The sequence below is a fragment of the Streptomyces sp. NPDC053673 genome, assembly GCF_055585225.1.
Genome location: NZ_JBVJKN010000002.1, coordinates 356372 through 376883 on the forward strand (window position 1 = coordinate 356372; position 20512 = coordinate 376883).

Genomic DNA, 20512 nt, shown 5'->3' on the forward strand with positions numbered 1-20512 from the left:
GGTCAGTGGTGCTCGGTCGCTTGCTCGCCTGCCTGCCGCAGGGCAACAGAGATCAGGACGGCGAACGCAACTATGGCAGTGCACGTACGGGCGTCATTGAACAGTTCCCAGCGGCGCAGGATCTCTGCATGGTCGACCGGCGGCGTGGTGGCGGCCCACTGCTTGATACGGCTGTTGATCGGGACATTTCCGAACCGGGTGATCAGGAAGGACGTGACGGTCAGGAGCCCTGCCGTTGCTGCGAGGACCCGGGCCCGGCCGCGTGTCAGGGCGGCCAGGGCGACGGCGCTGAGAGCCGAGACCGCCATCGCCCCCTGCACGGTGATCCCGTTCATCTTCATCAGCTCGGTGTGGAAGTCGAGTCTCATGTCGATGGGCACGGAGTCGAAAGTCGGGACGAGGTTGGCGGCGCCGTAGCCGAAGGCTCCGGCGAGCAGACCGGTGGACAGCAGGGACACGGCCAGGAGGAGCCGGGTGCGCATGGTTCATGCTCCCTTGACCGGCCGGGTGAAGCGGCTGCTCGGCTCTCCTCGGAGCCGGCTGCCCGGAATCCTGCGGCCGTATGCCAGCAGCAGGAGGTCCTGGGCGGGGCCGTACACCGGTGAGCCGGAGCCGTATGCCCAGTCGAGGTCCTCGGCGCACAGCCGCACTCCGTCGAGGTCGGCGCCGAAGAATCTCAGGCTGCTGGGCCGGATCTCGTCGAGCAGGATGCGCAGCCGGTCCTCGGGGACGCGCCGGTCGAGGCCGAGAGCGACGGTGATGTCCAGCCCGTGCACCACGTCGTGGCCGAGCGCCGCCGCGAGCCCGCCGACCGGTGGTGTCCAGGGGTGGTCGGCGTTGTCCCGCAGGAAGGCGGCGAGTGCGGCGGTGGAATGGGCGGCCGCATCCCTGCGCGCGACCCGGTCGGTCATGCGGTCAAGGTTCCCGCGCGCCTTGGCCAGCTCGCCGAGCACCACGGGCAGGGAGAGCCGGAACCCCATCGACATGTGTGCCGCGACCTCGCGAACTCGCCATCCCGCGCAGAGGCTCTGTCCGTTCCACTGGTCGGCTCGCAGAGTGTCGAGCAGGTCGGCCAGTTCTCGGCGTTCCGCTGCGATCGCGGCCCTGATCCCGCCCCTGACCTCGGCGTTCTTCCCCTTGCGGGATGTCGGGTTCTCCATGTGATCAAGCCTGCGGCCGACCGAGCGATAACGCCAGTAGATAGTTCTGCTGGTACCTAGAATCATCGCTTATGGAGCTTCGTCAGCTGCGCTACTTCGTCTGTGTCGTCGAGGAGGGCGGTTTCACCCGAGCCGCCGCACGGCTGCATCTGGCTCAGCCCGGCCTGAGCGCCCAGATCCGCCAGCTGGAGAAGGAGTTGGGGCAGCCCCTGCTCGACCGCTCCGGCCGGTCGGTGACGCCGACCGAGGCGGGCCGGGCGGTCCTGCCGCACGCCCGCGCCGCACTGGCCTCGGCGGAGGCGGTGCGGCAGACGGTGGATGCGTACACGGGGCTGCTGCGCGGCCGGGTCACGCTCGGGCTGGTCTCCGGCGCCACCGGCCACGCCTTCGACATCGCCGCTTTTCTCGCGGACTTCCACGACGCCCACCCCTCGGTCGAGTTGGCACTCATCGAGGACACCACGGAGCGGATGCAGGCTGCGCTCCTGGCCGGCGAACTCGACATCGCCGTCCTCGGGCCGGCAGAGGAGGTGCCACCGCGCGGAGTGGCCTTCCAGACGGTGATCGACGTCCCGCTGGTTGCCGCTGTTGCGCCCGGCGTTCCGCTTCTCGACCGCATTGACGGCACGAGCGTCGCGCTTGCCGATCTCCGCGACAGGCCGCTGATCTGCCTGCCGCGCGGCACCGGGGTGCGCGCGGCGCTCGAACGCGGCTGTTCGCGGGCGGGATTCCGGCCCCGGGTCACCTTCGAGGCGGCAGCCCCGCACGTGCTCGCACGGCTCGCCGCGCGGGGCCTGGGCATTGCCGTGCTGCCTGCCGGAGAAGACGAGTCCGCCCTCGACGGACAGCTCCGCATCCTGCGGATCGTCCGGCCCGAGATGCGTGCCCGCATCGCGCTCGCCTGGCAGGCAGCCGGTCCTTCGAGCCCCGCGGCCCGGGTACTCCTCGACCGCCTGCGCGAAGCCGTCCCGAAATTGCTCTCGACCAAGACAGTCACGGGAGTTTGAGGACGGCCACCCCGGGCCACCGGGCGGTACCGAGCAGGCCCGGTGGCCCGGGGCTCGGGGCTGCTCAGACGATCGGGAAGGCGATGTCGCAGACCTCGTCCGTCGCCGTCGCCGAGTCCCAGTCGGCGAAGTACACCTCGCGGCAGGGGCCCGTGATCGTCAGGCCCTCTTGGGCGATCCACGCCTCGACCGCGTCGTACGCCGAGATGATCTGCGGGTACGCCACCTGCGCCTTGGTGATGCGGGTGTACGCGAGCCGCCCCGCGGGCTCGACGCGGAGCACGGCGCCGAGGCCGTTCGCCGACGCCCAGGCCTCCGCGGCGCGGGCGTCGGTGACGGGGACGCACGCCTCCGCCGGGCCGTCGCTGTCCGGGGACACCTCGGCGTGGTACGCCACGTACGGCGCACCCGCGATGCCCCCGCACTCCTCGGCTGCCTTTGCCAGGCGGTCGAGAGCCGCCGGAATCCAGGTCGGCAGCTCGTCCTCCCGCACGTGCTTGCGCTCCGCGAGCACTGCCTGCTCGGGTACGTCCACGGTCTTGATCTCGTACATCGTGGGTCTCCTGCCCGAAAGCCGTTCACGGAGATGAGCCACAAGGGTGCCCTGTACGGCCCGGCGCTCCTCCACCTCGGCCCAGTACGCGGCCAGCGCCGTCGCGCCCTCCGCGCCCGGCAGCTCCACCACCTCGGCGATGCGCGCCAGCGGCATGTCGATCTGCCGCAGCAGCGCGACGAGCCGGGCGCGCTCCACCTGGTCCGCGCGGTACCAGCGGTAGCCCGTCGCCTCGTCGACGTACTCGGGGGCGAGCAGCCCGAGCCGGTCGTACAGGCGCAGGGCCTTCGGCGAGAGCCGCGCCCGTGAGGCGAAGGCTCCGATGGAGAGCAGGGAGTCGTCGTGCACGGGCCCATCCTCCGTCACCGGGCGGGCGTTCCGTCCGGCACCGAGGACGTTGTGCCCTGTCCCAGGGGCAAGGTCAACCGCGAGGTGTCCGGCGTGACGCCCGAGGACCGATGCGGATCGATGCGGATCGATATCGCGTTGATACCGGCTGATGCCTACCGCTCGATATGAACCTCGTTGCACAGTGACCCGCATGGTCTGCGACAAATGCGGTGGCACGCACCGGGGCGCGCTGCCGGGAATGGTGTCGGACACCTGCACCGTCGATGCCGCGTCACCCGGCCGGGCGGCCAAGGAACCGCTCTTCGAACGAACGATGCTCGTGGGCACGGGTGTTGTGGCCTCCCTGTGCGTACTGATGCTGAGCGCCACGCTCCTCGCGACCGCAGACGGTGACGACGACCGCGTCGACGACGACGTGAGCCCGGTCGTGGACGGCGTCGCGCTGGGCGGACTGCCGGACCGGGTCGGCCCGACCTTCGTACCGCAGGACTCACCGTCGCCGAGCGCGACACCCTCCAGGGCGAGGCCCACGCCCGCGCAGAAGCAGAAGCAGAAGCCCAGGCCGAAGCCTTCCAGGTCCGGTACCACCAGGCCGTCACCCGAAAGACCCTGGTTCAGCGAGTGGGCAGGACCCGGCTGTGCGAACGGCGTGCGCACGTACGGCCGCTTCTCGGACGGCGGCTACGGCTGGTACGAGGTCGACTCCGGGGGCCACGAGGGGAATTCGTGCGACGGCCGTTTCATCGCCGTCCCCATGTCCGGCGCCCGCGACCGGGACCGCGGCAACACGGTCACCTGGAACTGGCGCCCGGGCAACGGCTACACGCGGTGCTCCGCGGCGGTGCACATTCCCTGGAGCCCCCGCGACGAGGACGTCGCGGGTGATCCGACGCGCTACCACGTACTGGCGGACCCCGGCGCCTCGGGGAGCATCCTCGCGGCCTTCGAGATCGACCAGCGGTCGATGCGCGGCGGGATCGTGGTCGTGAACGATCTTCCGGTCCGGGAAGGGGAGTTCACGATCCAGCTCGTGGACCGCGGGCAGGACTGGGGGTCCGGGGACCTCGACGACGCGCATCACGCCGCGGCCCAGATCCGGGCGGACTGTACGGCATGAACGCGTTCTCGCCCCGTGACGTGTGAGGTTCCTGCATAGTGAGCTGGTATGGCGTGCGATCGTTGCGGCAGTGAAAGGCACAGCCCACTGCCGGGCATGAGGTGTCCCGACTGCGGATTCGTGGTGCAGGGCAGTAAGGGTGCGGGTCCGTCGTGGGTCGCCCGTGAGACGGTCGTCGGCCGGATCTCCCTGCTCTCCCGGTTCCGCAAGGGCCTGCTCGCTGCCGGAGCGGTGGTCGTCCTGGGCTGTTTCGTCGCGGCGGCCGCGATGTTCACCAGCTCCGAGGCCGACGACGGCCGCTCGTCGGCGGACGGCGCCGATTCCATCGGGGGCGGGGGTGTGCCGACGCGGGTCGGCCCCACGTCGCTCCCGGACGAGGACGAGTCCGGGACTTCACCACCGGCCGGGTCCCCGACGTCGCCCGCTCCTGGATTCGAGGAGTGGGCCGGCCCGGGCTGCACGACGGGCCACTACCGCGAAGTGGGCCGCTTCGAGAACGGCGTCGCGGCCTGGTACACCGTCCGCTCCGGCGGGCAGCGCGACTCCTCGTGCGACGGCAGCTTCACCGCGGTCCCCATGTCGGGCAGCGCCACCAAGGACCACGGGGGTACGGCGATCTGGAGCTGGGACCTCGACCGGAGCTACCGGCAGTGCTCACTCGCCGTGTTCGTGCCCCGCACCAACCACGCCACCGATGTGGCCGGCGACCCCACGCTCTACCGCGTCCTCGCCGACCCGGCCGACGTGACCTCCGGCTACACCGGTTTCGGCGTCCGCCAGACCGACCACCGAGGCAGCCTGGTCCAAGTCGGCAGCTACCCGGTCAAGGGCGACAAGGTCTTCGCGGTCCAGCTCGTCGACCGCGGCCGTGACTGGGGCACCGCCGAGCGAGTGGGAGCACACCATGCCGCGGCCCAGATGAGGCTGAACTGCCGCACCTGACGGCCGTTGTGTCATCCGGCCGTGCCGAGGGGGATCAGTTCGAGGTTCGGGTACGGGAAAGCGCCGGAGCTCGGCCAGCCCGAGGCCGGCGAGCAGCCGATTCACTTCCGGGACTGTGCCGAGCTCGACTGGCGCGAAGGCACTGTGTTCCAAGCGCACGGATCCCCCCAGTTCACCACGGTCTTCACCGGCGTATGCCGATGCCTTGATCATGAACGGTGCCGACGTCCTGATGCATCGGCCGATCGTCGGTTCAAGAACCCCCCGGGTGGCGGGGGTTCACCCCGATCCGACCACCGTCGGCGAACGAAAGCGGCCTTCCCGGTCGAGTCGTACTCCGGCCCGCGGCACGGCCTCACGCGACCGAAGCGGAACCCCGATGCCGGGGTCCCGGTCGGAACGTGAGAAGCCTCATGACCAGCTCAAATTTCTTGTGCAAAGTTGATCAGGGTCTCAATGACAGGCAAGCTACGTGTGAGACCACGCTGACCTCGTGCGTCTCGCCAGCAGGGGGAAAGCATGATCGACGCAGTGATCGCGCACGACCAAGTGCTGTTTTCAAGCCGGGCTGCGCAGCGTTTTCGAGCACGAAGACGGCATCGAGGTGGATGGCGCCTGCCAGAGATCCACCGTGACGGAGACGGCTGCGCGGCTTCGCCCGCGGGTGGTCGTGCTGGGAGATCAGCCCTCCCGGACACGGACCCTGTCCTCGATCGAGGCTCTGCGCAGTCACCTTGGCCCACCCGAAGTCGTCCTCCCGGCCGGGCGGCTGGACGCTCCCTCGCCGCGGACGCACTCCTGAAGGGCGCCGCGGGAGTCCTGGAGCAGGACATCAGCCCGCAGATGCTCGTGAGTGCCGTACGCGTGGTGGCCACCGGCGGCCGGGTCCTGGCAGCACCGGCGTCCCGGACGGGGGTCGGTCTGCTCAGCCGTGGGGGATTCCCCCCGGCGGTCCGCGAGCAATGACGGAATCCGGCGCCGATCCACGACAGCCGGCCCGCAACATCGGTTCTCCCGCCGTTCCCGGCCTTCGAAGGCGTGTGAGCCATGGCCCGTCCCCCTGCGCTGCCTTCCGGCGAGAAGGCAAGGATTGTCATCTCCGTCCTGTTCAAGGACCGGACCGTCGCCGAAGCGGCCCGGGAGGCCCAGGTCTCCGAGCAGTCCATCGCGAACTCCAGAAGCACAGAGCACAGAGCACAGAGCACAGAGCACAGGACAACGCACAGAAGGGAGAGACCGATTCGGAATCCGCCTGAGGTGGGTGCACCCGCCATATCCGTCGACGGCCTCACCATGCGGTACGGGAAGAAGGAGATCCTGCGTGGTGTGGATCTCACGGTGAACCATGGTGAGGTACTCGCCCTGTTGGGCCCCAACGGTGCCGGCAAGACGACCACAGTGGAGGTCCTGGAAGGGTTCCGGCGGCGCACCAGCGGCTCGGTCACGGTCCTCGGCAAAGACCCGAACGACGTGGACGAAAAGTGGCGCGGACGGCTGGGCATCGTCCTGCAGACCTGGCGTGACCACGCCCGCTGGCGGGTCGGTGAGCTCCTGCACCACTTCGCCTCGTGCTACGAGCGGCCCCGGGATGTGACCGAGGTGCTGGAGGTCCTGCGGCTCGACGAGCAGGCCGGCCAACTGTGCTCGAACCTGTCGGGCGGCCAGCGGCGAAGGCTGGACGTCGCCCTGGGGATCATCGGCGACCCGGAGCTGCTGTTCCTCGACGAGCCGACGACGGGTTTCGACCCGGTCGTGCGGCGTGAATTCCACGACCTGGTGGAGCGGTTGAAGACGGACGGCATGACGATGGTGCTCACGACGCACGACCTGCACGAGGCGGAGCGGCTCGCCGACCGCATCGCCATCCTGATCGACGGCCGGATCTCCGCCTTCGGCACGGCGGAGGAACTAGGCGAGCAGGCGCGTGCCCAGGCCCGGGTGGTCTGGTCGGCGGACGGCGTCCGGCAGGAGCAGCAGACCGACGACCCGTCGCGGCTCGCCTGGGAGTTGCACAACAAGTTCGGGGCCCCGGTCCCGGACCTGGAGGTGCACCGGCCCACTCTCGAGGACATCTATCTGCGCATGATCGCGGAGGTGAAGTGATCATGTCTCACGGTTTCACCGTCGGCCTGCGCCGGGGCTCCCTGGAGCTCATGCAGCTGCTGCGTACCCCACGTGAGGTGTTCACCCAGCTCAGCACCCCCCTCATGTTCCTCGTCCTGGGCTCGGTCATGGACGGCGACATCCCCGGAAGCACCGTTCCGATGGCCGAGTTGATGGTCGCCGGCGGTGTCACGACGATGGTCGTGCAGGCAGGGCTGCTGACCCTGACGCAGACCCTGGCCGTGGAGCGCGAGGACGGCACGCTCCTGCGGATGAAGACGCTGCCCGGAGGCATCCCCGCCTACCTGGTCGCGAAGACCCTCGTCATGGTGGTGACCGCACTGGGCGGCGCGGCCCTGATGCTGCTCGCCGGGGTGCTGGCGCTCGGCTCCTCACTGCCGCGCGACCCGGCGCACTGGCTGACCCTGGTGTCGGTCCTGGCTCTTGGACTGGTGGCCCTCGCACCCATAGGCGCGGTGATCGGCGCCCTCCTGCCGAACTCGCGTGAAGCGCTCGGCATGGTGATGATCCCGCTGCTCGCCCTGCTGATCTTCTCGGGAATCTACTTTCCGGTCACGGTGCTTCCCGAAGTCGCCCAGAACGTCGTGCAGGGATTCCCGCTGAAGTGGATCGCCCAGGGCGTACGGGCCGCGCTCATGCCGGACTCGGCCCTGGCCGCCGAACCGGGGGGCAGCTGGGAACTGTCCAAGGTGTATCTCATCGTCGGTCTGTGGGCGGTCATGGGATTCCTGATCGCGCCCCGGATCCTGCACCGGATGACCCGTCGGGAATCCGGCAGCCGGCTGAAGAAGACTGAGACCGCGCGATGAGCCGCCTTGACGCACATTTCCACGATCTTCCCCATCCAGCCCGACTCGCTCGATCCGAGATGCGGTCAACGCCGTACTGGGGGACTTCACGCAGCCGATCGCCGGCATGGACGAGCAGTTCGATCTGGTCACCCGGTCCTGAGCGTTGACGGCGGTACGCCGCAGACCACTCACCATGTGCTGCGGTACGCCTTCCCGTTCGAGAGCGACCTTCTCGCCGAGCGGGCCGGCCTGCGTCTGGTGGAGCGCTGGAGCGGATGGCACCGATGATGCCGTGTCCTGCGTGAGTCGTGTCGCACGGTCCCTTCCCACCGGAAGGGACCTGTCCGGCCGCGGGGTTTCTCAGGTTCCGGGCTTGCGGCCGTAGACGAAGACGTCGTCGCCGTTGCGGAGCAGGCTCCAGTACTTGGCGGCGTCGGTCTTGGTCATGTTCACGCATCCGTGCGAGCCGGGCGGTGCCCAGACGCTGATGCCGACCGAGTGGAACGCCTGGCCGCCGTCGAAGAACTGGCTGTACGGCATCGGCACGTTGTACAGGCTGGACACGTGGTCGATGTTGCGCCAAGTGATCTTCTTCAGGCCGGTGCGGGTTTCGTGCCCGTCACGGCCGGTACGTACCGCGACCGGTCCGTACACCAGCTTCGTGCCGTCCTGGATCCAGCTGAGCTGGAGCGTCAGGTCGACGCAGGCGATGCGGCCCTTGCTGGTCGGGCACTTGCCGGCCTTGTTCGGGTTCGTCCCGACAGCCTTCTGCTTGTTCATGAGATTCATGACGCCCCAGGTGATGGGGCCCGCCAGCCCAGCGTTCGGGCTGATCGAGTGCTTCGTCTGGAATGTCTGGATCGCCTTGCAGTCGGCGGCCGACTGCCTCCCGTCCACCGGGCGGCCGAGGAACTTCTCGACCTGCTTCTGGTACGGCCCGGTCTGCGTCGTGCACGACGCAGCCTGAGCGGTCGTGCTCCCCATGACCAGAGTGAGCGGGGCCACCAGCGCGGTGATCCCGAGTGCGACGACTCCTCGTCGGCGAATGTCCCCCACGGCTGTCGACTCCTTATGCGCGTGTGGTGCGAGTTCCGCCTGGTAGACAGTGCAGAGGGCGTAGGAGTTGCACGCGGAAGGAAGACGGTTCTGTAACAGCGGCCCGCGCGGACGCGGGGCCGTCGGAATTCAGTGTCCGTATGTGTGACCAAGGCGGTGTGCGGTGCCCTTCGCCCTGCTTGACGAGAGCACCCCCACCGCCTCGCCGGTTCCTGCACCCGCGCGCATTGCGTGCGGCCGGGATCGCGTCAGCGACCTCTGGACGTCGGCGGTGGCCAGGGGTGCCTCCCTGATCGTCCGGTCTCCCTCTGGATCCCTCCCCTAATTCTTTCGACAGAGCACGAACCGGGCTGGCAGGCTGCGCACATGACCTACGGAATCGAGTCCCACCCCGCCCGGTGAGCGCCCAGGAAGAGCGCGACGCGCTCACCCTCCCGCTCGCCCTGTACGACCGCGCCCTGCGCCTGCTGCGTGAGTCCCCCGACGGAGTCCCGCCCGGGCGCGGTTACTCCCTTCCCGGGAAGCCCGAACCGGGCGAGGCCCTGCTGCCCTGGCACGAGGCGAAGACCGCCATCCGGGAAGCGCTGAACCCGCTGCCGGACGACTCCGCCACCCTGCACCGCCGCTTTGCCCAGCTCGGCATCCGGGACCGCCACACGTACCTGATCCGGTCCGTCGTCGCCGACCTGCCACTGCCGGCCGGACAGCGGGACGCGGCCCGCTCCCTGGGCCGGCAGCTGACCCGGACCGGCACCACCGTGCCCGCCGTCACCGCCGGCCTCGCCCTGCTCATCCGCCTCGGCGAGCCCGAGGACGTCCCGCATCTCTCCGTCCTCGGGCTGCTCCGGGTGCTCTCCGGCCCGGCCCTCGACGCCCTCGACGCCCTCGACCGCCAGTCCGCCGCCGTCGTCTGGCTCGCCGCCTACGCCCGCCGCGACGAGCTGCGACCACTCGTCCGCGCCCTGTGGACGGAGGACCAACAGGCCATCCGTACGGAGCTGGTCGCGTTCCCCGCCCTGCCCCGCTTCGTCAGCAGCACGGCTGCCCGCCGGATCGCGGAAGCCACCCGGCTGCCCGACCTGCTCGACCAACACCCCTCCGACACGGCCCTGCTCGCCCGGGCGGGCAGACTCCTCGTCCGCATGGGCTGCTCGCACGACGACTCGACCGACCTCCTCGCCTACCGCGACGCGCTCACCGTGTACGAGAGAGTCGTCACACGGGCCGGCCTACTGCCGCCGACCCTCGACAACCATGCCACCCTGCTCTCGCTCGCCCTGGACCTGAGCAGCGGCCCCGGCGTGCTGCTGGACTGGGCTCCCGGCCGGCGCGCGACGCTGCTGGAATCACTCGGGCGGCTGCTGGCCGAGCTCCGATGGGCCTCGCCGGCGGACACCGCCGCAGGCGAGGCTGACCAGCGGCAGCGGGCCGGCTGGATCCGGCGCACGGGGCGGCAGCCCTTCACACGCCCGGACGCGCCTGGCAGGCTGCGCATCGAGGTGGTGGCGGGCGACCCCGTGGATCGTGAACCCGTCGAGACCCGCATCCTCGTCGACGGGCGTCCAGTGGTCCCGGCGGTCTTCGCCCGCGGTCCGGCCCACAGCCCCGAACACCTGCTGGACGACGGCCTGCTACGGGCCGGGCCGGAGCCCCGCGAGGTGCAGCTCGCGGAGGCCTACTGCTCCGAGGGGTGCTGTGGCGCGCTCTACGTCACCATCCGTCGCGCCGGAGACCACGTGGTGTGGGAGGACTGGCGGCGGCCGCGGATCATGCCGGGTTCCCGGGAGCCCGCGCCCGAGCTGCCTGCCTACCGGTTCGACGCCGCCGCCTACGACGCGGAGATCGCCCGGGCGGAGACCGACCGCTCCTGGTCCTGGCCGGCCCGCACCACGGCCCGCCTGATCAAAGCGGGGCTGATCGAACGGCCGGAGCTGCTGAGCCGATGGGATGCAGGCCGGGGCTGGATCAGCAGCGGCTTCGACGACCCCGACACCACCGTGGTGACCTTCTGGTACGAGCCGGGGCTCGCCGCAGGAAAGCCGGACGTGGCCGGCGGCGCCGCCCTCCAGTTCCGCTGGGTCGTGCCGGACGACGGCACCCCGCCCGAGGCACAGGCCGCCGCTGCCCTGCAACGGCTGGCCGAGGAGGACCCGAAGACCTACGGGCGGGTGTGCGGGGGCAGCCGCGAGCGGGCCGAGGAGCTCGGGTTCCCCTGGCCCGACAGCACCTGAGCAGACGCTGCGCGCCGTGCTTGCTGACGGGGCTCATTGATCTCCCCGCGTCGTTCTGCGCCTACGAACCTCGCGTCCGCGTCACGGGAGTTCGAGCGGCCTGCTGCAGCCCGCACGGGCCGGGGCCCGCCCCTCTGGGCGGGCCCCGCTGTCGCTCGCGTCCTCGGTCGCGTCCAAAGGAGGCCGGTCAGTTCTTGACCGGCCACTCCAGCGGTTCCTTGTAGTAGCCCTGGGTCAGTTCCACCGCGGCGGCCTTCTGGCCCTCCGGAATGAGGAAGGCGGTGCAGATCTTCTCCGACTGGCCCGCGGCCAGCTTCTTTCCCGAGTCCGTCGCCGGGCAGTTGGGCCACTTCGCCTCGCCCATGATGACGATGAGGGCACGGGTGCGCTGGCCGGTGTCCGTCCTGACGGCCAGGTCGCCGTCCATGTCGCCGATCTCCATGGCCTTGCCGCTCTTGTGGGTGAGCGTCGACCACACGTAGACGGGGACCTGCGGGCCGTCCTCCTTGTCCTTCTTCAGTCCGGAGTTGTCCATGTCGGCCTTGGTGCCGGTCTGCACCTTGGTCGGCGTGACCGTGTACTTGGCACCCGACGATGCCTTCATGTCGCTTTCCTGCTCCGGGCTGGCCTCACCCAGGCGGAACGTCCTCTTCTCGTCGGACGCGCCCGAAGCGGACGCGGACGCCTGGGAGCCGGAGCCGCCCCGCTTCTTCCCCGAACCTGAGTCGTTGCAGCCGGTCAGCGCCAGGGCCAGGGCCAGAGCACCCACCGTCGCCGGTACGGCGCGAGTCCACGTACGCATCTCGTTCTCACTTTCCCCGTTGAATGTCCCGTTGTCCGGCCGGGGCAGCTCGCCCACACGACCGGACCATCGATCTCCCGCCGATCCTGCCAGAAAAGGATCACGCCCTCGCAGGAGGGCCGCACCCCAGCGGCCTGGCCGGCAGACCCCGCCGAGCAACTGCTCACGACTCCGCATCGCAGCGCCTTCCGAAATGGTTCGCAGGCGCGGCGGCCGTCGAAGGGGGAACGGCCGCCGCCCCGACCCGAGGAAGGGGCACGAACGTGACCGTCATCGACCGGTCTCTCACGAACCTGCTGAAACAGCGGATGCTCTTCCTCACACGGGAGCGGAGCGATGCCGCCGAGATCGTGTACGTATGCGTGGACGACGGGCTCCCTGGCGGCTATCCGGTCGGCTACGTCATGCCGTCCCGTGCGGGGACCTGGTTCGCGTACGCCCGGGTCCGCCCCGGCCGCGTCTTCGCCTGCGACCAGGTGGACGCCGGCCTGTCGAGCATCGATGCAACGCCCGGCCCTGTTCCGCCCGCGGATCCCGACCCGTGCTGCGCCAACCTGCCGCGTGAGTCCGCCGGGACGCGCCGACGATCGGCCGTGTTGGTGTCGGCCGCTGGCGTCATCGCCGGACGGTGGTCCGGCGCTGACGTCATCGCCGGACTGTGGTCCGGCCGCGAGTGATCAGAGCCGTCGATCTCGGACGTGGATGCCAAAGACATCCCTGGGACGCGGTGGTCCGGCACGCTCATCCGCAGGGTTGTCGTCAGGTGAGGGAGGAGAATGAGCGGCATGGCCATGGTGAAAGACATCGATGTCCGCGGCATGCAGCACTGCGAGACAACGGCGCTGGGCGTGCTTCTGCGGCATGAGGGACTCGACTTGTCCGAGCCCATGCTGTTCGGGCTCGGCTCCGGGCTGTCCTTCATCTACTGGGACAGCAAAGCCATGGGCTTTCCCTTCCTGGGAGGTCGGGTCAAGCCGTTCGAGCTCACCAGGAACCTGGCCGCCGCCCTCGGGCTCGAGCTGCTGATCGGGGAGACCACCTCCCCGCGCAGGGCATGGCAGAACGTGGCAGCACCCATCGACGCCGGTCGGCCGGTCGGCCTGCAACTCGACAGCTACCACCTGGACTACTTCACCACCAAGGTGCACTTCGGCGGGCACGTCGTGGCCATGTACGGCTACGACGAACAGGACGCCTACCTGGTGGACACCGACCCGCAGGGCGGAGCCGTCTCGACCAGCCTCGCCGGCCTGGCCAGAGCCAGGGCCGAGCGCGGCCCCATGACCGCCAAGCACCGCTCCTTCACCATCACAGCGCCCAGCAGCCCGACGCCACCGCAGGACTGGATCATCCCCGCGATCAAGACCTGCGCCGACGCTTTCCTGAACCCGCCCATCGCGAACCTGGGCCACCGGGGCATCGAGAAGACCGCCAAGCAAGTGCCGAAGTGGCTGCAGCGCAGCGACAATCCGCGGGAAGACCTGCCACGGACCGCCGTCCTCATGGAGAGAGCCGGCACCGGCGGCGCCCTGTTCCGCAATCTCTACCGGGACTTCCTCGCCGAGTGCGCCCAGCTGATCGACAGCAGTCACCTGCGCACCGGCCACACCCTGTATGCCGAGGCCGCCACCCTCTGGACACAGGTGGCCGCACTCGTCGCGGCAGCAGGCGAATCCGGCGACGCGAAGAACCTCATGCAGGCCGGCTCCATCCTCCACGAGCTCTCGCGCATCGAACGCGATGCGATGCAGGCACTCAGCCTGCTCTAGGGCCTGTCCGGCCGGTCATGCGCGGAGCCGGAGCCGGAGCCGGATCGAGGCGACGGTGCCGGTGCCGTGGCAGATGTAGGCGCGTCTGTCGAACCTCGTGGCCGGCGCCGTCGACAGCCCAACCGCAGCCGGTTGCAGACGCCCCGTCAGCTCATCTGCCGGCCGGACGGTTTCGGTCCTTCTCCTCCATCGAGGAACTGGACTCCGCGTTCAACGCGTGGGTGCCTTCCGCCGGTCGAAGTCCCACGGCATCCACGGCGAAGTCATCCGCCATCGTGCGATCCGCGACCAGCTGTTGAGGCCAGGATCATCAACTCCGGTTGAACCACCCGCGTCTATCCGTGCTTTATCCGAGTGGGGGAGAAACTCTCCCGAGCCGCGTCAAAGTGTCTTCGGATGTTGGGGACTGCGCTGTCGGGTCCGGCGACCCAGAAGTCGTAAGTCCGCCCGTTCTTGGTGTATCGCAGATCGATCGAGCGACGGCGAACGCCTGAGGCGGCGTCGTACCAAGTGAACTCCCAGACAGCGGCAGGTGCGCCGTCGTGCTCGACCCGCTCCAGCCGGACGCGCCGGTATTCCGGGTAGTCGCCGGCCGCCGAGGTGCCGGTTCCGTCGTTGTCCTGTGCCGAGAGTTCGGCATACGGATCCCCCTTGCCGTCAGGCGGATTCAGATGGACGCCGAGTCCATAGGCTTTGTCCGCCGAGTAGTAGAAGATGCGGCGCTTGTCCGCATACGGTCCGGTCCAGTCTTTGCCGATCTCCACGGTGAATCCGGCCGGATCGCTGATCGCGCGGAACCCGGGGCGGGTGGCTGTCGGTGAAACCGGAGGTGCGGCTTGGCTGCTGGGGGGAGTCGTGGACCGTTCGGCCAGCAGGGGAGGCACGGCATAGAGTCCTGCGGCGGCGAGAGCGATGACCGTCGAGCCAATGAGTGCACGGGCGATCCAGCGGCGGGAGGCGCGACCGGGAACCTGCGGCGGGTCTGTGTCTTCGGGCCGGACGGGTCTGTGCCGGTCGGCCGGAGGAGCGGCGGGCCGGCGTTCCTCGGAGGCCACGCCGGTTCCGAACTCGGATCGCCGCCGGTCGCCGGGGACACGAGCGGATGCCGCGGTATGGGTCGCCGCCTCTGTGCGGAGTGTGAGTCCCTGTGGCGACGGCGCGTCGGGGCGCTCGGCGGCAACCAGCAGGGACCGGGCCATTGATGCCGTGATCCGCTGCGCCGGGTCCTTGATGAGCAGGCCGTCGATGACCTCGCTGAGGCGACCGGCGTTCCGGGGCGGGTCGTACGTGCCGTCGAGCACGGCCTGGAGGGTGGCGAACTCGCTGTTGCGGCGGAACGGAGAGCGTCCCTCGACCATTTCGTAGAGGGTTGCTCCCAGGGACCACAGATCACATGCCGGTACGGCTCTCAGACCCTGAACGCGTTCGGGCGACAGGTAGTCGAGTGTGCCGATCATCGCGCCGGGCACGGTCAGGGTGTCTGCGCCGGCCACCGCGGCGATGCCGAAGTCGGTCAGAACGGTACGGCCGTCAGGGCGGGTCAGCAGAAGATTGGACGGTTTCACATCGCGGTGCACCACACCGGTCGCGTGGGCCGCGATCAGCCCGTCCAGTGCCTCGCGGGCGATGCGAGCGGCATCGCCGACCGCCACGCGACCGATTGTCAGTTCCTCCGCGAGGGAACGCCCCGGCACGAGTTCCATGATGATCCACGGCCGGTCATCGTCCATGACGACGTCGTGAATCTCGACCACGTTCCGGTGCTGGACCAGTGCCGCGGCCCTTGCCTCCCGCAGCGCCCGCTCCGCCCGTCGACGCCACTCTTCGGGGTCGAGATCGACGCGTGCCCGGATCTCCTTGACCGCGACCGCACGCCCCAGCTTCACGTCCTGGGCCGCCCATACCGCCCCCATGGCTCCGCGTCCGATCAGCTCGTTCAGCTGATAGCGGCCCGCGGCCAAGCCCCGAACTTCCGGTTCGGCCATTCCCCGTCCCCACGCCTGCTGTGCTCCGTGGCCATGCCGGGACTGTTATCTGCCGTCAGGCCTTCGATCTCCCGAGATTCTGCCTCAATGCACCGCCAGTGTGCCCGGGGTTGTCCACAGGGACCGGCTCAGCGACAGCACCCGTCGAATCCAGGAGCGGTTCGGCTCCCCACCGATTGCCGGTCTCCGCTGTTGGGTTCGGGTTCGCCGCCTTCAGCGCGGCCAACGGAGTCTGATCGCGCGAGACCGCTCGGCCAGCAGGAGACTGGCGCCGGCAACAGCTGGGCCGCGTCCTACCTGTCGCCGCGCGGACCTGGCGACCGCCGAGGGGATCGGTTCGGTCGAGGCGCCTGGCCGGCGACCCGACTTCGGCGTGGCCCTCTTCGCGCGGGCACTCGCCGGGCTCGGCGGCGCCATGGCCACTCCCACCGCCGTCGCCGCGGCCGCCGCGCTCGCACCACCGGAGCGCCGGGGACGCGCCATCTCCGCCGAGATGAGTCTCGTACGGCTGCGGCTCGGGCCGCTCGACGAGGCAGAGGTCCGCCGGATGGCGGTGGAGGTGCTGGGCGAGGAGCGCTGTTACGGCCCGGTTCGTCACCCGGCTGTACGAACGATCGGGTGGCATCGCGCAGGCGGTGGCCGATCTGCTGACAGAGCTGAAAGCGGCCGGCGCCCTCCCGGACGCGAAGTCCACCGTGGCCGGCCCGGCTGACCGCCCGGCACGTGGACGGAGCCGCAGTGCCGGTCCGGCTCACCGAGCTGGTGGTCGGCCGGATGGCGGACCTGGACGATCAGACCCGGCGCCTGGTGTGGGCGGCTGCCGTACTCGACGACCTTGCGACGGAGGACGAGTTGGCCTCGGTCGCCGCCCTGTCGGCAGAGAGCGGCCGGGCCGCGCTGACGGCCACGCTGTCCGAAGCGGTGCTTCATGAGCTCAGGCTCGGTCAGTACGGGTTCCGTATGCCGATGGAGGCCGCGGCCGTCTATCAGCTGCTGCCCGGGCCGGTCCGGCGGGAGCTGCACGGCCGCTAGGCCGAGGTGCTGGCGGCCCGGCGGCGTTCGCGGAGGCGGCGGACGGCTTCCGGCACGCCCGTACCCGGTATCAGGCGCTTCCCCGACCCTACGAGGCGGCCCTCACCGCGGAGGCCGCCGGGCGATGCGCCCTCGCCGGGAACCCGGCGGAAACAACCGCGGGCATCTCTGAACTGACCGCAGCGGCAGACGAGTTGGAGAACCTCGGGGCGGCCTGGGACCTGGCCCGGGTACGGGCGGAGCTGTGCGCCCATCCCAGCGCCGAGCGCCGCCCGCCAGGCCGTCCCCGCTACGGTGAGCGGCTCTCACCACGCGAGCAGGAGGTGGCCGAACTCGCCGGTGCGGGCCTGAGCAACCGCGAGATCGCGGCAACGCTGCATCTGTCCCCGCGGACCGTGGAGCAGCATGTCGCCCGCGCGCTCAAGAAGTTGGGCGCGGTCTCACGGTTCGACCTAGCGCTCACGGACCGCGGCGGCACGCGGGGACAGTGAGCGGGCGGGGCGGTTCCGGGGCCCGTGTGCTTGGCGGTCCGACGCCGCAAAGCCCCTGATCCGAGTGCGCCATCCGTGGTCCGCGCAGTTATACGTACCCGCGATGCGCCGCCACGGATGGGTAACTCCTGACAGAGGGTGCCCGTCGGTGTACGGCCAGCGGGCAGTCGGGGGAGCTGGCGAGTCGTCGGAGCGACGTGCGGGCGGCGTCTCGTCAGACCTGCTCGACTCGCACGGAGTGTCCCGCGAGGAGTTGATTCATGTCGTCGGTGTCGGAGGTGAAGACGGTTGCCTCAGCTCCCTGCGCGGCTTCCCGTCCGGCCACAGCCGCCAGAATTGCGTCGATGGCGTACTTGTGCCCATGCAGGCCGGCTGTCTTCAGCATGTCGCGTGCCATGGTGATCACCTGGTCGTCCGTGTGCACGACGCGGATCCGGGACAGGGTCCAGTTCCACAGTGCCTGCCTCGACGTTTCGCGAGGGTCCCATGCTTCCAAGGTTGTGAGCGATGAGGTGACGATCGGGATGTCGAGCCGCGGAGCTGTCTTGATCAGCGCAGTCATCTCCCGATCGCCCTGAACTGCCTTGGAAAGAGCCTCGGAGTCGAACACGAAGACGCGCTGTCGCGGGCGGTGCAGCTTGGCCCGGGCGGTGCGGCTCACGCGGCCTCGTCCGAATGTGATCGCTGCTCGTCATGCCAGCCGTCAATGGCGGCGATGCGGTCGAGCGCTGCCTGCTGCTCGTCGTCCGTCACGGCACCGTGCTCTTCCTCGAGGCGTCCGGCCAGCTCGCGCAGTCGGTCCATGGCGTCCTGATGAGCGGCAGCAGCCGCGATGTAGCCGGACACCCCGCGTGCGTCGACGCGCTCTTTGATCGATTCCACCAGCTCTTCCGGCACAGTGATGGTGATCTTCCGGGTTGCCATACTTTAAGTATGCCATGTCCGACCGGTTCGGAGCCCGTGCCGGATGGTGCAGATCCCCGGATGGTGTGGATCCTCTGGGCGATATTCGGGAGATCGACTCTCCGTCCGCTCACGCACAACGGCCCCGGACGGGGAGTCCGAGCAGCAGCACCGCCTGGTGCACCGCCCGCAGCCCGCGTTCGGGGGGCGCGCGGCGGACCCGGCATGCCCGTCCTAGTAGAGGATCGAGGATGTCCGCCTCGCAGCACTCTTCTCCGGCCGCCTCGGGGAGACCGGCCTGCGCGAGCGCCCGTCGTGGTCCGCCACGCTTGGTGCCCCGTCGGTGGTGCCGTCCGGCTGACGGTAGAGGCGGCACAACACGCTGGGCGGGGCGCCTGCAGCGGCGAATGGATCCTCGCCGTCGATGAGTGTCGATGAGTACGGTGGGTGAGCCGCACATCCCCCAACGGGTGGCACTGGCCTCGTCGAATACCTCGACCAGGTCCACTGGCTCGGCCCGGCCTGCCAGGGCGGTCTGGAGCCGCTCGCGTACGACCGGGGCGTTCGGGCAGTCCGGAACCGTCAGCACCGTGATCCGCGCCGCTGTCTCCCGCTCGTTCATGGCGTGCGTGCCCTCCCGGCTCATGGGCTCTGTCTTGGACCGTAGACCTTCCAGTGAGGTGGAAGGGCAAGGGCTGGCCTGGGGACATGCGCATCGGTGCCCTCGCCGCCTCCAGCGGGCTGACCACGAAGGCCATCCGCTTCTACGAGCAGGCCGGGCTCCTGCCCGCCCCGCCGCGCACCCCGGACGGCTACCGCGACTATCCGGAGCAGACCACAAGGCGGCTGGCGTTCATCCGCGACGCCCAAGGGGCTGGGCTCACCCTGGCCGAGATCCGTTCCCTGCTCGCCCTGCGCGATGCCGGAGCTTCCCCCTGCGCGCACGTCACGACACTCATCGACCAGCATCTCGCCGACATCGAACGGCGTATGGCCGAACTCCACGCCACCCGAACAGCTCTGCGCGCCCCCGCCTCGGGGGCAGCCGCGACAGATCCGGCCGACTGCACCGACACCGACATCTGCCGCATCCTCATCGGGACGAACGACGCGGCGAACGGTGAGCACCGTCACTGAACCACGCACCGGCCGCGCATAGCGTGATCAGGGACTGGGAAGGTCCCGGTTTGGCGCACGATGAGGAGCATGGCCATGCTGCGGGCGGTTTGGAACGGCACGGTGATCGCGGAGGCCCCGCGCACGGTCATCGTCGAAGGCACCCACTACTTCCCGCCCGAGGCGCTGCACCGCCAGTACTTCACCGAGAGTCGCTCTCGGTCGCTGTGCTTGTGGAAGGGGCTCGCCCGGTACTACACCGTCACCGCCGGGGGGCGGGCCAACCCGAACGCGGCCTGGTACTACCCGCACCCCAGCCCCTTCGCACGCCGGATCAGGAACCATGTCGCGTTCTGGCAGGGAGTGCGCGTCGAGGGCGAGCCGGAGACCGCACCGTGAACGGGCACCGTCTGGCCCGCGCGGCGGCCTTTACCGCATTCGCCGCAGCCGTCGCCGTCGGCAGCTACGCAGGGCTGGTCTCCGGCGCGCTGCCTGTCGATCTCGGTATGGGCCGGCGCATCCGACGGCTCGGGCCACATTCGGTGGACATCGCAGCGCCCCGGGACATCGTCTTCGACGTGATCGCCCAGCCGTACCTCGGGCGCACGACGGGAGCCATGCGGGAGAAGGTCCGGGTTCTGGAGCGCGGCAGTGACATGGTGCTCGCCGCCCACTACACGCCCCTTGGCGACCGGTGGAAGGCTGTGACCGTGGAGACGGTGCGGTTCACTCGCCCCGAGCGCGTCGACTTCCGTCTGGTGCGCGGTCCCGTGCCGTACGTCGTCGAGTCCTTCGCCCTGGCCGAGGAAGCCGCGGCGACTCGCCTGGTGTACGAGGGGGAGCTCGGCACCGACCTGTGGCGGGCCGGAACGTGGTGGGGCGCGAAGGTCGCTGCCCGCTGGGAGGCGACTGTCACGGCATCGCTCGCCTCGGTGAAGCACGAGGCGGAACGGCGGGCACGCCTGCCCTGATCACGCAGGCAGCGTGCGCTGGCGCTGACAGTTGTTCAACCACTGTCACTGCCCGCTGTGCGTGCGTGGCCGACGGTCCGTCAGTGGTGCAGGAAATGCCGCAGCGCGACA

At 69.8% G+C, this 20512-nt stretch carries 21 protein-coding genes; 13 read left to right on the forward strand and 8 right to left on the reverse strand.

The features are described from left to right. Nucleotides 1-2: 2 nt before the first annotated feature. Both ACZ6ZQ_RS04860 and ACZ6ZQ_RS04865 read right to left on the reverse strand, forming a co-directional pair. A complete protein-coding gene (locus ACZ6ZQ_RS04860; protein ID WP_469767123.1) occupies nt 3-482 on the reverse strand; it encodes an anthrone oxygenase family protein in 480 nt (159 codons plus the stop codon). A 3-nt stretch (nt 483-485) separates the two neighbouring features. Beyond that, a complete protein-coding gene (locus tag ACZ6ZQ_RS04865; RefSeq protein ID WP_469767124.1) occupies nt 486-1160 on the reverse strand; it encodes a maleylpyruvate isomerase family mycothiol-dependent enzyme in 675 nt (224 codons plus the stop codon). 71 nt (nt 1161-1231) lie between these two features. Between ACZ6ZQ_RS04865 and ACZ6ZQ_RS04870 the strand changes: the two genes are divergently transcribed. Then, nucleotides 1232-2167: a LysR family transcriptional regulator gene (locus ACZ6ZQ_RS04870; RefSeq protein ID WP_469767125.1), complete on the forward strand. Its 936-nt coding sequence runs from the start codon at nt 1232-1234 to the stop codon at nt 2165-2167. 64 nt (nt 2168-2231) lie between these two features. On the opposite strand, the gene ACZ6ZQ_RS04875 is transcribed toward ACZ6ZQ_RS04870, so the two are convergent. Continuing rightward, nucleotides 2232-3086 carry a MerR family transcriptional regulator gene (locus tag ACZ6ZQ_RS04875; RefSeq protein WP_469767126.1) on the reverse strand — a complete coding sequence of 285 codons (855 nt, stop codon included), beginning with the start codon at nt 3084-3086 and terminating at the stop codon, nt 2232-2234. 175 nt (nt 3087-3261) lie between these two features. Between ACZ6ZQ_RS04875 and ACZ6ZQ_RS04880 the strand changes: the two genes are divergently transcribed. From ACZ6ZQ_RS04880 to ACZ6ZQ_RS04895, 4 genes are all read left to right on the forward strand, one after another. Then, nucleotides 3262-4188, forward strand: coding sequence for an adhesin (locus tag ACZ6ZQ_RS04880; RefSeq protein ID WP_469767127.1), 927 nt, complete (start codon nt 3262-3264; stop codon nt 4186-4188). Between the two features lie 120 nt (nt 4189-4308). Next, complete coding sequence (locus tag ACZ6ZQ_RS04885; RefSeq protein WP_469767128.1) at nt 4309-5130, forward strand: adhesin; 822 nt, start codon at nt 4309-4311, stop codon at nt 5128-5130. A 1293-nt stretch (nt 5131-6423) separates the two neighbouring features. Then, a complete protein-coding gene (locus tag ACZ6ZQ_RS04890) occupies nt 6424-7233 on the forward strand; it encodes an ABC transporter ATP-binding protein (protein ID WP_469767318.1) in 810 nt (269 codons plus the stop codon). Between the two features lie 2 nt (nt 7234-7235). Continuing rightward, nucleotides 7236-8063, forward strand: a complete 828-nt coding sequence (locus tag ACZ6ZQ_RS04895) for an ABC transporter permease (protein ID WP_469767129.1) — start codon at nt 7236-7238, stop codon at nt 8061-8063. Between the two features lie 342 nt (nt 8064-8405). On the opposite strand, the gene ACZ6ZQ_RS04900 is transcribed toward ACZ6ZQ_RS04895, so the two are convergent. After that, nucleotides 8406-9101 carry a L,D-transpeptidase gene (locus ACZ6ZQ_RS04900; protein ID WP_469767130.1) on the reverse strand — a complete coding sequence of 232 codons (696 nt, stop codon included), beginning with the start codon at nt 9099-9101 and terminating at the stop codon, nt 8406-8408. 398 nt (nt 9102-9499) lie between these two features. Here ACZ6ZQ_RS04900 and ACZ6ZQ_RS04905 point away from each other — a divergent pair, with 398 nt between their 5' ends. Further along, nucleotides 9500-11332, forward strand: a complete 1833-nt coding sequence (locus ACZ6ZQ_RS04905; RefSeq protein ID WP_469767131.1) for a hypothetical protein — start codon at nt 9500-9502, stop codon at nt 11330-11332. A 187-nt stretch (nt 11333-11519) separates the two neighbouring features. Here ACZ6ZQ_RS04905 and ACZ6ZQ_RS04910 read toward each other — a convergent pair whose 3' ends face one another. Then, entirely contained in the window at nt 11520-12134 is a 615-nt protein-coding gene (locus ACZ6ZQ_RS04910) for a hypothetical protein (RefSeq protein WP_469767132.1), read from the reverse strand. Nucleotides 12135-12397: 263 nt separating this feature from the next. Between ACZ6ZQ_RS04910 and ACZ6ZQ_RS04915 the strand changes: the two genes are divergently transcribed. Then, nucleotides 12398-12811 carry a hypothetical protein gene (locus tag ACZ6ZQ_RS04915; protein ID WP_469767133.1) on the forward strand — a complete coding sequence of 138 codons (414 nt, stop codon included), beginning with the start codon at nt 12398-12400 and terminating at the stop codon, nt 12809-12811. A gap of 108 nt (nt 12812-12919) precedes the next feature. Continuing rightward, on the forward strand, nt 12920-13903 hold the full coding sequence (locus tag ACZ6ZQ_RS04920; RefSeq protein WP_469767134.1) for a BtrH N-terminal domain-containing protein: 984 nt from the start codon (nt 12920-12922) through the stop codon (nt 13901-13903). Nucleotides 13904-14238: 335 nt separating this feature from the next. On the opposite strand, the gene ACZ6ZQ_RS04925 is transcribed toward ACZ6ZQ_RS04920, so the two are convergent. Then, nucleotides 14239-15888, reverse strand: coding sequence for a serine/threonine-protein kinase (locus tag ACZ6ZQ_RS04925; RefSeq protein WP_469767135.1), 1650 nt, complete (start codon nt 15886-15888; stop codon nt 14239-14241). A 723-nt stretch (nt 15889-16611) separates the two neighbouring features. Between ACZ6ZQ_RS04925 and ACZ6ZQ_RS04930 the strand changes: the two genes are divergently transcribed. Further along, a complete protein-coding gene (locus ACZ6ZQ_RS04930; protein ID WP_469767136.1) occupies nt 16612-16920 on the forward strand; it encodes a hypothetical protein in 309 nt (102 codons plus the stop codon). A gap of 194 nt (nt 16921-17114) precedes the next feature. After that, nucleotides 17115-17411: a helix-turn-helix domain-containing protein gene (locus ACZ6ZQ_RS04935; protein WP_469767137.1), complete on the forward strand. Its 297-nt coding sequence runs from the start codon at nt 17115-17117 to the stop codon at nt 17409-17411. 214 nt (nt 17412-17625) lie between these two features. Here ACZ6ZQ_RS04935 and ACZ6ZQ_RS04940 read toward each other — a convergent pair whose 3' ends face one another. Both ACZ6ZQ_RS04940 and ACZ6ZQ_RS04945 read right to left on the reverse strand, forming a co-directional pair. Beyond that, complete coding sequence (locus ACZ6ZQ_RS04940; RefSeq protein WP_469767138.1) at nt 17626-18072, reverse strand: hypothetical protein; 447 nt, start codon at nt 18070-18072, stop codon at nt 17626-17628. Then, nucleotides 18069-18335, reverse strand: a complete 267-nt coding sequence (locus ACZ6ZQ_RS04945; protein ID WP_062698815.1) for a hypothetical protein — start codon at nt 18333-18335, stop codon at nt 18069-18071. The genes ACZ6ZQ_RS04940 and ACZ6ZQ_RS04945 overlap by 4 nt, the downstream gene beginning before the upstream one ends. A gap of 687 nt (nt 18336-19022) precedes the next feature. Here ACZ6ZQ_RS04945 and ACZ6ZQ_RS04950 point away from each other — a divergent pair. The 3 genes from ACZ6ZQ_RS04950 to ACZ6ZQ_RS04960 all read left to right on the forward strand — a co-directional run bounded on the left by ACZ6ZQ_RS04950 (nt 19023) and on the right by ACZ6ZQ_RS04960 (nt 20401). Continuing rightward, nucleotides 19023-19451: a heavy metal-responsive transcriptional regulator gene (locus ACZ6ZQ_RS04950; RefSeq protein ID WP_469767139.1), complete on the forward strand. Its 429-nt coding sequence runs from the start codon at nt 19023-19025 to the stop codon at nt 19449-19451. Between the two features lie 69 nt (nt 19452-19520). Next, nucleotides 19521-19829, forward strand: coding sequence for a DUF427 domain-containing protein (locus tag ACZ6ZQ_RS04955; RefSeq protein WP_469767140.1), 309 nt, complete (start codon nt 19521-19523; stop codon nt 19827-19829). Continuing rightward, entirely contained in the window at nt 19826-20401 is a 576-nt protein-coding gene (locus ACZ6ZQ_RS04960) for an SRPBCC family protein (RefSeq protein WP_469767141.1), read from the forward strand. The genes ACZ6ZQ_RS04955 and ACZ6ZQ_RS04960 overlap by 4 nt, the downstream gene beginning before the upstream one ends. Nucleotides 20402-20512: the final 111 nt, after the last annotated feature.